Source organism: Tenacibaculum sp., assembly GCF_048269885.1.
Taxonomy (GTDB): Bacteria; Bacteroidota; Bacteroidia; order Flavobacteriales; family Flavobacteriaceae; genus Polaribacter.
In genome coordinates, this window is the sequence record NZ_JBLWTZ010000039.1 from 1 (window position 1) to 12937 (window position 12937).

At 34.3% G+C, this 12937-nt stretch carries 12 protein-coding genes; 7 read left to right on the forward strand and 5 right to left on the reverse strand.

Annotation, left to right across the window (positions count from 1 at the left end; genetic code table 11):
• The first annotated feature begins 209 nt into the window (after window positions 1–209).
• From argH to ACN0WY_RS16980, 6 genes are all read left to right on the forward strand, one after another.
• The gene (argH, locus tag ACN0WY_RS16955; protein ID WP_417801131.1) at window positions 210–1484 is read left to right on the forward strand and encodes an argininosuccinate lyase; all 1275 of its coding nucleotides are present in this window, start codon (window positions 210–212) and stop codon (window positions 1482–1484) included.
• A gap of 1022 nt (window positions 1485–2506) precedes the next feature.
• Window positions 2507–3547: a methyltransferase domain-containing protein gene (locus ACN0WY_RS16960; protein WP_417801132.1), complete on the forward strand. Its 1041-nt coding sequence runs from the start codon at window positions 2507–2509 to the stop codon at window positions 3545–3547.
• A gap of 68 nt (window positions 3548–3615) precedes the next feature.
• Window positions 3616–4179, forward strand: a complete 564-nt coding sequence (locus ACN0WY_RS16965) for a Crp/Fnr family transcriptional regulator (RefSeq protein ID WP_330487034.1) — start codon at window positions 3616–3618, stop codon at window positions 4177–4179.
• Window positions 4180–4441: 262 nt separating this feature from the next.
• Complete coding sequence (locus tag ACN0WY_RS16970; RefSeq protein ID WP_047789068.1) at window positions 4442–4636, forward strand: tautomerase family protein; 195 nt, start codon at window positions 4442–4444, stop codon at window positions 4634–4636.
• 5 nt (window positions 4637–4641) lie between these two features.
• Window positions 4642–5385: an SDR family NAD(P)-dependent oxidoreductase gene (locus ACN0WY_RS16975; protein WP_417801133.1), complete on the forward strand. Its 744-nt coding sequence runs from the start codon at window positions 4642–4644 to the stop codon at window positions 5383–5385.
• 13 nt (window positions 5386–5398) lie between these two features.
• The gene (locus tag ACN0WY_RS16980) at window positions 5399–5767 is read left to right on the forward strand and encodes a nuclear transport factor 2 family protein (protein ID WP_417801134.1); all 369 of its coding nucleotides are present in this window, start codon (window positions 5399–5401) and stop codon (window positions 5765–5767) included.
• A gap of 60 nt (window positions 5768–5827) precedes the next feature.
• Here ACN0WY_RS16980 and ACN0WY_RS16985 read toward each other — a convergent pair whose 3' ends face one another.
• The 5 genes from ACN0WY_RS16985 to ACN0WY_RS17005 all read right to left on the reverse strand — a co-directional run bounded on the left by ACN0WY_RS16985 (window position 5828) and on the right by ACN0WY_RS17005 (window position 11205).
• Complete coding sequence (locus tag ACN0WY_RS16985) at window positions 5828–6700, reverse strand: M57 family metalloprotease (protein WP_330487044.1); 873 nt, start codon at window positions 6698–6700, stop codon at window positions 5828–5830.
• A 239-nt stretch (window positions 6701–6939) separates the two neighbouring features.
• On the reverse strand, window positions 6940–8055 hold the full coding sequence (gene leuB, locus ACN0WY_RS16990) for a 3-isopropylmalate dehydrogenase (RefSeq protein WP_159614836.1): 1116 nt from the start codon (window positions 8053–8055) through the stop codon (window positions 6940–6942).
• Between the two features lie 11 nt (window positions 8056–8066).
• On the reverse strand, window positions 8067–8648 hold the full coding sequence (leuD, locus tag ACN0WY_RS16995) for a 3-isopropylmalate dehydratase small subunit (RefSeq protein ID WP_159614834.1): 582 nt from the start codon (window positions 8646–8648) through the stop codon (window positions 8067–8069).
• Entirely contained in the window at window positions 8648–10030 is a 1383-nt protein-coding gene (gene leuC / locus ACN0WY_RS17000; protein ID WP_159614832.1) for a 3-isopropylmalate dehydratase large subunit, read from the reverse strand. The genes leuD and leuC overlap by 1 nt, the downstream gene beginning before the upstream one ends.
• On the reverse strand, window positions 10030–11205 hold the full coding sequence (locus ACN0WY_RS17005; RefSeq protein WP_417801135.1) for a 2-isopropylmalate synthase: 1176 nt from the start codon (window positions 11203–11205) through the stop codon (window positions 10030–10032). Before ACN0WY_RS17005 ends, leuC begins: the two co-directional genes overlap by 1 nt.
• A 132-nt stretch (window positions 11206–11337) precedes the next feature.
• Here ACN0WY_RS17005 and ACN0WY_RS17010 point away from each other — a divergent pair, with 132 nt between their 5' ends.
• Window positions 11338–12903 (forward strand): hypothetical protein, encoded by a 1566-nt coding sequence (locus ACN0WY_RS17010; RefSeq protein WP_417801136.1) that lies wholly within the window; start codon window positions 11338–11340, stop codon window positions 12901–12903.
• Window positions 12904–12937 lie beyond the last annotated feature (34 nt).

Below are 12937 nucleotides of genomic sequence, written 5' to 3' on the forward strand. Positions count from 1 at the left end.
GTCAGTTCGAGTGATTTTTATTGAGTGATAACGAAATAAAAATTGTATCGAGAACTATTCGAATACTTCTCGATATAAATTATTTACATTTCATTTCAATAATTTTACTCGAAGTGACAATAGATAACATAACATAGAATTTTGTTAGTCCTGATATTTTCACTCAATACTAACTACTCAATTCTCAATACTAAATAAAAACTAAAATTATGAAACTTTGGGACAAAGGATTATCCATAGATAAAAAAATAGAGCATTTCACTGTTGGTAATGATAGAGAAATAGACCTACATATTGCTCCATACGATTTGCAAGCATCGTTAGCACACGCTAAAATGCTGGAATCTATAGGCATTATTACTGCTGAAGAACTGGCATTGGTAACCGAAGGCATCCAAACTTTACAGCAACAAGTAACTGACGGTACGTTTGTAATTGAGGCGCAGTTTGAAGATGTTCATTCTAAAATTGAGTTTGAATTAACGCAACAATATGGCGAGGTAGGAAAGAAAATACATACCGCACGTTCCAGAAACGATCAGGTGTTAGTGGCTTTGCAGTTGTATTACAAAGAGAGCTTACAAGATATTTTAGAAAAGACTTATACGCTTTTTAATACCTTATTGCAGTTAGCAGAACAGCATAAAACCAACTTGTTACCGGGATACACCCACTTACAGGTTGCCATGCCTTCCTCTTTCGGGTTGTGGTTTTCTGCCTATGCCGAGTTGTTAATTGACGATGTACATTTGTTACAGGCTGCTTTAAAAACAGTAGACCAAAATCCGTTAGGCTCCGCAGCAGGCTATGGTAGTTCTTTTCCTATTGACAGAGAGTTGACCACTAAAGAACTAAACTTTGCTACGTTAAAATACAATGTGGTAGCCGCACAAATGAGCAGAGGAAAAAGTGAGCGTACCCTTACCCTAGCATTGGGAAGTGTAAGCAATACCTTAGCACGTTTTGCAATGGACATCTGCCTGTATATGAGTCAGAATTTTGATTTTATCTCTTTCCCGGATGAATTAACTACGGGTAGTAGCATTATGCCGCATAAAAAGAATCCTGATGTGTTTGAGTTGATTCGAGGGAAGTGCAATAAAATTCAGGCTGCTTATACTGAAACTTTGTTGCTCTCCAACAATTTACCTAGCGGTTACCATAGAGATTATCAGTTATTAAAAGAAAACGTAATTCATGCCGTGGAAAGCTTAAAAGAGGTATTGGATATTTTTGACTATGCCATTCAGCAAATCATTGTTAAGGATATCGACCTACACGACGAAAAATACAAGTATCTGTTTACGGTAGATAACATCAATACGCTCGTAGAAAATGGGATGAGCTTTAGAGAGGCCTATCAGAAAATTGGCGGTGAAGTTACCAACGGCACCTATACTCCTGATACGTCTAAAAAGCATACGCACATAGGTAGTATTGATAATTTGTGTTTGGAACAGATTCGAGAGAAGTTTAATCAGTAAGCCGTTGGCTTTTGGCTTTTGGCTATTGGTTGTTGGCTACTGGTTGTTGGCTGTTGGCTGTTGGCTGTTGGTTGTTGGATATTGGCTGTTGGTTATTGGTTGTTGGTTGTTGGTTGTTGACTGTTGGTACGAAAATAGAAAAAAGAATTAAGAGCAGAGATTTATACAAAAGTCTTTATATGACTTCCGTCATAAGCAAACAAGTCAAAAATAACACCGCAAGAATCGTAAGAAATTAAAATCTGTTTGAGCGATAGCGAGTTATTTTAATTTAGATTCGAGGATGATGATTTTTGAGTGCAGGGTGGTTAAGACTAGATTTTTTGTTTAGCCCATCAATTCTTATTAATTTTAAAAGGAATTCGTGAACTTCCTAAGTCGGTTTCTTTTTCATTAATGAAAAAAAGAAACCGACTTATACAAAAAGGAATTTTACGGTAAAGCCTTGCATAGTTAGCTATTGGCACGAAAATAGCAAAGAGAAAAGAAAATAGACTTTTAAAGCATCTTTACTCTAGCAGCGAAGCGGTCTTTCTTCTTTATTCTTAATTGAGTCTGCAACAAATGAACTAACAAAATTCTATGTTATGTCATCTATTGTCACTTCGAGTAAAATTATTGAAATGAAATGTAAATAATTTTGTACTTCGGCTACGCTTAGTAGAGCTATCGAGAAGTATTCGAATAGTTCTCGATACAATTTTTATTTCGTTATCACTCAATAAAAATCACTCGAACTGACAGTAACCGTTTGAGATAATCACGTTGCTATGGCTCCTCATTACGACGGTTTTATCTATTGTTTAGTACTAAGAGCCAATAGCTAACTACTAAAAACCTACAGCTAATCTTTATGAGATAACCACGTTGCTATGGCTCCTCATTACGACGGTTTTATCTATTGTTTAGTACTAAGAACCAATAGCTAGCTACTAAAAATCAACCTTCAAAAAAAGTATCTCCTGCTTACAAAAAAATGGCTACTTTTACCACTAATTCAACACTAAAACCAACTCGCTATTATGCCTGAAAACTACCATGAAGAAATTGAATCGTACTACGACGAGTCGTTAAGGGATTATGAAATAGTTTGGCAACTAAAGCACTCTATGGCCTTACATTATGGCTTTTGGAACAACGATACACATACCCATCGTCAAGCACTTTGGAACATGAACTTTCAAGTAGCAAAAAACGCACAGATTACCAAAGATGATTTGGTTTTAGATGCCGGTTGTGGTGTGGGCGGAACGTCTTTTTTCTTAGCTAATAACATTGGTTGCCGAGTACATGGTATTTCACTTTCTAAGGCGCATGTACACCGTGCTTTGGAATATCAGAAAGATAATGATCCTAAAAACTTAGTAGCGTTTTCTTGTCAGAATTTCTGTGAAACGTCTTTTCCTGATAATACCTTTGATGTTGTTTTCGGTATTGAAAGTATTGTACATGCTGATGATAAAGCGGCTTTTTTAAAAGAAGCCTTCAGAGTTTTAAAACCGGGGGGACGCTTATTGATTTCTGACTACTTTTTAAGACATCCGAAAAACCAAAAAGAAAAAGAGGTACTCAAAAAGTGGGCGAATTCTTGGGCTATTGACGACTTTATTTATGAGGATGATTTTTTAGCAGCAGTAAAAAACGTTGGGTTTCATCCTTATTTTTTAGAAGATATTTCTCAAAATGTATACCCGTCTGTAAAGTTAATGCATCGCTCGTACTATCCGGGAGTGGTGATTAGCAAAGTGTCTAATTTCTTCGGACGCAGAACAGACAAGCAATTAGAAAACAGTAAATCGGGTAAATATCAATATACTTCTCATCAGCAAGGGGTATGGAAATACAAACACTTTTTAGCCTTTAAATCTCCTGAAAAAGTATATGCTTCTTTAGACGAATTCATTACCAATAACAAGCCTTGTGAAGTGTACGTTGATACGGAAAAGTTTCAAGAGCGTTTTCCTATTCTTTCTAAAAGAGGATTCAAACCGAGAAATATTCTTAAGAGGGTGATGCATTTTTACCTAGAAAACGGTATTAAAAACTCCAATAAAACTTTTTAGCACAAACAGTAGTATACAATAGTTAAAGACTCCTACATTTTAAATAAAAAGAAAGCTAAGTATAGAATATGGTACATCCATTACGCGCTCATATTGAAGAAATTATTAGTCTTACCGATGAAGAGTTTGCCTATATTCTTAGCTTTTTTGAGTCGGTTACCAAACGTAAACACCAGTATTTATTACAAGAGGGAGATGTAGCCACTAAAGAATACTGGGTGGTTGACGGTTGTGTAAAAAGTTATTTTTTAGATAGTAACGGAAAAGAGCATATACTTCAATTTGCTATGGAAAATTGGTGGATTACTGATTATGAATCGTTTGTAAAACAACTACCTTCAAAAACTGCTATTGATTGTATAGAAAATTGTAAGCTGTTGTACATTACTTATGAAAACCGTGAAAAGTTAACCGCTTCTATGCATAAAATGGAACGTTTTTGGGCAAAGAAAAGTAAAATAGGAAGAATTGCACTTCAAAAAAGAATTGTATCCCTCCTACAAAATTCTGCAAAAGAACGATACGACCAATTGTTAGAACAATACCCTACCCTTTTTCAACGTGTTCCTAAAAAAATGATTGCTGCTTATTTAGGGGTTTCTAGAGAAACATTAAGCAGACTTAATTCGTAGTTTTTATATCTTTTAACTACCTCTATCATTGCACTTTTTTTCTAACTCCTTTGATTTTACATAGAATACTCCTCTTTCTAAGCTATTTAATCAAAGTAATTTTGCCATTCAAAAATAATTCTACTACTATCATTATATCTATTTGACATTTATTTGTCTGGTGTCTCAATGTGACCTACCTCACTTTAAAGGTGTGACATAGCTCCTGTGTAAAGTTGTGCTTCTACCGCAACTTTGTAGCATAATTTTAAAACATATTATTATGCCTTTTGTAAACATTAAAGTTACCGACGAACAGGTAACCCAAGAACAAAAACGTCAACTTATTGAAGGAACAACACAGCTTTTAGTTGATGTGCTTCAAAAAAATCCTGCAACTACCCATATTGTAATTGAAGAAATTCCTTTAGGTAATTGGGGGCACGATGGTAAACAATATTTAGGAACTAAAAAATAAGACTCATGAAAAACAAAACTGCAATTATTACAGGAGCTTCAACAGGTATTGGTAAAGAAATTGCGAAACTTTTTATAGAAAAAGGATGCAATGTAGTAATGAATGCTTCTACTGAAGAAAACTTACAAAAAGCTTACAAAGATTTAGGTAGTCCGGTAAACGCTGTACTTCTTGTTGGAGACATTAGTAAACAGGAAACGAGTAAGCGATTAGCAACCCTAGCTTTAGAAAAATTTAACGGTATAGATGTATTGATAAACAATGCCGGTATTTTTGCTCCTAAACCTTTTTTAGAAGTAGAAGAAAGTGATTTAGAGTTGTACTGGAACGTAAACTTAAAAGGAACTTATTTTGCTTCTCAAGCTGTTATTCCGAGTATGGTGGAACAAAAAAATGGAGCTATTATAAATATAGGAACCGTGTTAGTAGATCATGCCATAGCTGGTTTCCCTGCTACTGCTCCTTTAATGAGCAAAGGTGCGATTCACGCCTTAACCAGGCAACTCGCTGCTGAGTTTGGTAATGATAATATTAAAGTAAACACCATTGCTCCGGGTATTATTAGAAGTCCGCTACAAAGCAAAATAGGTATTGAAGATGCCGATAGTTTAGCAGGATTACACTTACTAAACCGTATTGGTGAAGTTACAGATATTGCAGAAGCTGCTTACTATTTAGCTTTTTCAAATTTTGTTACCGGTGAAACGATGAATGTGGCTGGTGGACATACTGTTGGTCATACCATTTAAAAATTTAAAAAAGATGTATAAAGAACATATAACAGCAATAGAACTTTTAGTAACGAACTACTTTGAGGGTATTTTTTATGGAGATATTCAAAAACTTCAATCGTGCTTTCATAACAATGCTCCTATTTATGGAGACATTAAGGGAGCTGATTATTTTAAAAGTTCTGAAGATTATATTAAAGGGGTTGCTAATAGACAAAGTCCAAATGATTTGAAGGAAACTTTTAACATGAAAATTATTGGAGTTGATATTATGGGGAAAGTTGCCATGGCAAAATTACATGTACCAATGTTAGGGTATAATTATTACGACTACCTATCTCTAACCAAAATAGAGAATGAATGGAAAATTGTAGCTAAGATTTTTACGCATGTAATATAAAAACAAAAAACCACCGACTTTAATCGGTGGTTTACAATATGTAGTAAGGTTAGTTAATTCTTAGTACATGTTTTGCAGTGCTGTAATATCATTACCATTAAACTCTCCATCTTCGTTAGAGCTAAAGCACGCTAACATAATTGAAGTTGGATCGTATCCAGTTGGTGTACCAGACACATGGTTAGCTCCTACCCCAGCAGTACCTTCGTTAGTATTTTGCCCACAACTTTGACGGCTAAACCAATCAGTATGTCTAAATCCTACTGAATGTCCTATTTCATGTGTAATTACATGCTCGTTTACATTCGTTGTGTATCCTGATAATCCATAGATTTGTACCCACTTGTATGGTAAACCTCCACTTGGGAAACCTGCACTACCACCTGATCCAGATTGATTTGGATTACGGTATACTACCATATCTTTGTTAGAGTAGTTAGTTCCAAAAGTTAGGGTAAAACTAATAGATACACCACTTAAATTATTGTAGTTATCTACCGCCCATTGTAATGCAGTTTGTTCTTTACTAGAAAGACCATATCCTCCACCACCAGTATATCCTATGATAGAAATATTTCTACCTTGCGACACCAAACTGTTGGTTGAGTATTGACGACCAGATTGATTTTCATCTTTAGCATCTGCCAAAGTAAATAACTCTTGCTCTGTCATTACTACGTCTTCTTCTAAAAATAAACGTACTTCTGAAGTTCCATCAGGAAAGTAAAAATTATCATAACGAATATGATCTACATTTAGTTCTAATTTAGCTACAGCATCAACTACCTCTTGAGGTACTGGTTTAAGTCCTGGATTATCGCTAGATTGCTCTATAACATCCGACTCTTTAACTTGTTCGTTTTCACTTGAACATGAGGTGAAGAACACACCTACAGACAAGCCCATAATTAGGGCTAACTTTGTTTTTTTCATGATATGAAGGGTTTTATAATTCACTGTAAATCTACACTTTAGATTTATACATTTAAAATAAAATCAAAAAAAACGTTAAAAAAAAGAATATTTAAACAGAAAAATCATAAAATATTAAATATCAAACAACGAGGTGGATTTTTAAACAATTAACCAACACACTACCAAATACTTACAAACAAAACTTCCTTTAACTACGGTAGTTAAAGGAAGTTTATAGTTAATGTACGGTATTAACTTTATATAATAGTGCTTTGTCCCATGTGTATGTTTTGGAAATTCATATCGCTATCTTCTTGATTATAGATATAGTCTGCAATAAAATCTCCTACCTTACTAGTCGAAAATGGGTTTTCTGAATTGATGTCTTCTGTAGTAATTCCTAATTCCAATGATTTTTGAACGGCTACTTCTACTACTTTCGCTTCTTGCATCAAGCCTAAATGCTCTAATAACATTGCTGTAGATAAAATAGACGCCAACGGATTGGCAATATCTTTTCCTTTAGCCTGAGGAAAAGATCCATGAATGGGCTCAAATAATGCATTTTCTTTTCCTACTGAAGCGGAAGCTAACAAACCTATAGAACCTCCTATAACACTTGCTTCGTCAGAAAGAATGTCTCCAAAAAGGTTTTCGGTTAAAATAACATCAAAATCTTTTGGGTTTAAAATTAACTTCATCGCTGCATTATCAACAAATAAATAGTCTACTTCAACGTCAGGATATTGAGTTGCTAAATCTCCAACAGTTTTACGCCACAGCCTTGACGTTTCTAATACGTTGGCTTTATCTACCAATGTTAATTTTTTACGTCTTTTTTGAGCTGCCTGAAAAGCTAAATGCGCCATTCTTTCAATTTCTTCTACAGTGTATGAACAACCATCAAAAGCATGTTGTCCATCATCACTTAATTCTTTAATTCCAAAATAGATTCCTCCAGTCAGTTCTCTATAAATAGTAATATCGGTTCCTTCGATTCTATCTTTCTTTAACGGTGAATTTTGAAGTAACGTATCATATGCTTTTACTGGACGTACATTACAAAACAACTCCAGCTCTTTTCGTAAACGTAACAATCCTTGTTCTGGACGTACTTTTGCTGTAGGGTCATTATCGTATTTTGGATCTCCAATAGCACCAAATAAAATAGCATCACTCTTTTTACACAGCTCAATGGTTTCATCTGGCAACGGGTTTCCTGTTTTATCAATAGCACAGGCTCCCATTAATGTTTCTGTAAATAAGAATGTGTGATCAAACACATTACCAACAGCTCTAAGCACTTTTTTTGCCTGTTCTGTTACTTCTGGTCCTATTCCATCTCCTGGTATTACCGTTATGTTGTACTTCATCTTTTTACTTTTTATTTCATTGTTGCTTCAAAAGCTGTTATTGTTTCTTTTTTACTAATTAAAAAATCTATATCGTCGTAGCCATTTATCATACATAGCTTTTTATACGGATTGATTTCAAAATCTACATTACCTATAGGTGTTTTTAGTGTTTGATTTTCTAAATCGACTATAATGGTTGTATCTGGTAATTCAGTTACTTTTTTTAGCAGTTTTGCTAAATATTCTTTGGGTACTTGTACTGGTAATATTCCATTGTTAAGTGCATTTCCTTTAAAAATATCTGCAAAAAAACTACTGATAACTACTTTAAATCCGTAGCCCGCTAATGCCCATGCAGCATGTTCTCTGCTTGAGCCACATCCGAAATTATCTCCTGCTATTAAAATGCTTCCTGTATAATTTGTATTGTTTAAAACAAAGTCTTCATTTAAACTACCATTTTTATTGTAGCGCCAATCTCTAAACACATTATCTCCGAACCCTTCTTTATTGGTTGATTTTAAAAATCGTGCGGGTATAATTTGATCGGTATCTATATTCTCGGTTGGTAGGGGTACAGCGGTATCTATTAGTTTAACAAATTTCTCCATTAGTTTAATTGTTTTGTAAAGTCAGTAATTTTTCCTTCTACTGCTGTTGCTGCAGCCATTAACGGACTTGCTAAAATGGTTCTTGCTCCTTGTCCTTGACGTCCTTCAAAGTTTCTGTTTGAAGTTGATACACAGTATTCTCCTTCTGGTATTTTATCGTCATTCATTGCTAAACATGCTGAACAACCTGGTTGACGTAATTGAAATCCTGCTGCTTCAAAAACTTCTTGCAAACCTTCTCGTTTTATTTGTTTTGCTACTTGTTGTGATCCTGGTACTAACCACGCATTTACATTCGCTGCTTTTTGCTTTCCTTTTATATAGTTTGCTGCGACTCTAAAATCTTCTATTCTTGAGTTGGTACAACTTCCTATAAATACATAGTTAACGGGTGTATTAATTAATGATGCTCCTTTTTTAAAGTTCATATATTGTAATGACTTTTCAAAGGAAACATCATTAAACTGGGGAATATTTTCTGAAATTTTTATTCCCATTCCTGGGTTGGTTCCGTAGGTAAGCATTGGTTCTATGTCTTCTGCCTTAAAAGTGTATTCTTTATCAAATTTTGCACTTTTATCAGTCTTTAATGTTTTCCAATAGGCTACTTTGTTATCAAACTCGTCTCCTTTTGGTGCAAACTCCCGTCCTTTTACATATTCAAAAGTGGTTTCATCAGGAGCAATCATACCGCCTCTGGCTCCCATTTCGATACTCATATTACACACGGTCATACGACCTTCCATAGACATTTCTTCAAATACATTTCCTGCATATTCGCAGAAATATCCTGTACCTGAATTTGTTCCTAATTGCGCTATGATATACAAGATTACATCTTTAGGTAGTACTCCGTTTTTAAGCTTACCATTTACAGTTACACGTAGACTTTTAGGTTTTTCTAACAATAAGCATTGACTTGCAAACACCTGTGCTACTTGACTTGTTCCAATACCAAAGGCAATGGTACCAAAAGCACCGTGTGTTGAGGTATGGCTATCTCCACAAACCATGGTCATTCCCGGTTGTGTTATCCCTAATTCGGGAGCCATTACATGTACAATTCCGTTGTACCTATGTCCAAGCCCATACAAGGTTATATCGTTTTCTTTACAGTTTTGTGTTAACTGCTCTAGTTGATGCCTTGATAATTCGTCTTTTATTGGTAAATGTTGATTTACGGTTGGCGTATTATGATCGGCTGTTGCTACTGTTTTATCTGGTCGTGCAATTGGAATCTTACGTTCTTTTAACTCGTTAAATGCTTGCGGACTCGTTACTTCATGAATTAAGTGTTTGTCTATATATAAAATCTGTGGCCCATCTTTAACAGTATCTACCACATGCGCATCCCATACTTTATCAAATAATGTCTTTCCCATTAAGCTATGGCTATTTTTGAAATTTTATTTACTTGTTTCATAATCTGATGAATGTCTTCATCGATTACTTCTTTTTGCCTGTCAGCAAACTGTAAAAACGTTTTATAAGCTGTATCTAACTGAATTTTGGTTAGCTCATATCCTATCTTTTTTGCTCGGTATGCTAAGGCTGCTCTTCCGCTTCTTGCGGTTAATACAATAGCACTTTCTGTGACTCCTACATCTGCTGGATTGATAATTTCATAGGTTTCACGGTTCTTGATTACTCCATCTTGATGAATTCCTGAGCTATGTGCAAAGGCATTTGCTCCTACAATGGCTTTGTTAGGTTGTACAGGCATTCCCATACGTTCACGAACCATCATGCTTGTATCGTACAGTAATTTGGTATTGATATCTGTTTGAAGATTTAAATACGGATGCTGTTTTAAAATCATTACTACTTCTTCTAATGCTGTATTTCCTGCTCGCTCTCCTATTCCGTTGACCGTACATTCTATTTGACGCGCACCATTGATAGCTCCTGCAATAGAATTTGCTGTAGCCAATCCTAAATCGTTATGGCAGTGACAAGAAATAATTACATTTTCAATACCTTTAACATTGTCTTTTAGGTATTTAATTTTTGCTCCGTATTCTTCAGGTAAACAATACCCTGTAGTATCAGGAATATTCAACACTGTTGCTCCTGATTTTATAACTTCTTCACAAACTTTGGCTAAAAAAGCATTATTGGTTCTACCTGCATCTTCTGCATAAAACTCTACATCGTCTACAAAGTTTTTTGCGTACGAAACAGCTTCTTTTGCTCGCCTAATTACTTCTTCTTTCGAAGCATTGAATTTATACTGAATATGTGAATCACTGGTACCAATCCCCGTATGAATCCTAGGCTTGTAAGCAAATTTTAAAGCATCTGCTGCTACTTCAATATCTTTTTTAACGGCTCTTGTTAATCCACAAACAGTAGCATTTTTAACTAATTTAGCTATTTCTTGTACTGATGTAAAATCTCCTGGACTGGATACAGGGAAACCTGCTTCAATTACATCAACTCCTAAAAAATCGAGTCTTTCAGCAATAACTAGCTTTTGTTGGGTATCTAATTTACATCCTGGGACTTGCTCTCCGTCTCGTAATGTGGTATCGAAAATTTGAATTTTATCGCTTTGCATAAATCTAACTATGATTATCAAAATAAAAACCAAATGTATATATTGGCTTTTCTAGCAAGCTCTTTTTTAATGGGTTAGTTACGATATCAAAACGACAAAAAACAAAAATAAAATACTGAAAAACAAAAAGTTATGCGTAAACCAATTACATTCTCCAACCAACAAAATGACGCTTTGTTTGTTTTGATTAAGTCTTTATCAAAGTCAGAAAAGCGTCAGTTTAATTTATATGTTGGTCGTTTAGGAGGTAATGTAGATGCTAAATTTTTTGCACTTTTTAAATTGCTTGAAAAACAAAAGAGTTATAACGAAAAGGCTATTATAGATAGCGGTGTGGTGAGTAAACAACAATTATCTAACTTAAAAGCTCATTTATACAAGCAAATACTAACTAGTCTTCGTATGAATCCTGCTCATAAAAACATTAGAATTCAAATACGTGAGCAGTTAGATTTTGCTACAGTTTTATATCAGAAAGGGTTGTACAAACAAAGCTTAAAACTGCTTGACAAAGCAAAAAATATGGCGGTTGAAAATGAAGAAAAGAATGTTGCTTATGAAATTGTTGAGCTTGAAAAAGTTATTGAAAGTCAGTATATAACCCGAAGCATTGATACGCGTTCTGACGAACTAACTGTTCAGGCAAAAGAGCTTAGCATGCAAAATGTTATCGCCAGTAAACTGTCAAACTTATCGCTACAATTGTATGGAACATTGCTTAAAAACGGTTACGTAAAAAACGATGAGGAATTACAGCGAGTGAATACTTACTTTTACTCTAAACTTCCTGAATATACCTATGAAGAATTGGGTTTTAGAGAAAAGTTATGGTTATACAAAGCACATTTGTGGCATAGCTTTTTAACGCAGGATTTTTTACAGAGTTATAAGTATGCTAATAAATGGGTAGATTTATTTAAGCATGATACTAAGAATATTTCTTTGCATCCTGTTTTTTATTTAAAAGGAAAGAACTACTTATTAGAGAGCTTATTTTTTATAAAGCATTATGATAAGTTTAAAGAAGAGCTCTCTGCTTTTGAAAAGGAAATTGAAGAGAAAAGTATTCCGCAAAATAGCAATACTGAAATCTTAACTTTTCTATACTATTATGCTAACAAATTACACTTACACTTCTTAGAGGGTAGTTTTGCTGAGGGCGAATATTTAGTGGCTATTATTAATGATAAGATTAATAGTTATAAGGACCGTCTTGATAATCATCATATCGTGGTATTTTACTATAAAATTGCTTGTTTATACTTTGGAATGGGTAAAAACAAGGAATGTATTTTATATTTAAATAAGATTATTAAACCTAAAAATATTCAGGTAGCTAACGACTTACAGTGTTTTGCTAGAGTACTCTCTTTAATTGCTCATTACGAGTGTGGCTTGGATTATGATTTGGAACGTCAGTTTAAAGATACCTATCGTTTTTTACTAAAAATGGAAAATTTACAAGAGGTCCAAAAAGAGTTTATTTCTTCTATAAAAGCGTTGGGAGATGTGTTTCCGCATCAAATAAAAAAGGAGTTAAAAAAAGTACACAGTCGCCTTAAGGTTTATGAGAATCATCCTTATGAAAAAAGAGCTTTTTTATATTTAGACATCCTTTCGTGGCTTGAAAGTAAGATTGAAAATAAACCTGTGGCACAAATTATTAAAGAGAAATTTGTTCGTTCTCAAAAGTGTTGAGGTCTTATTTGTGTTGGATTATTTATAGTATATT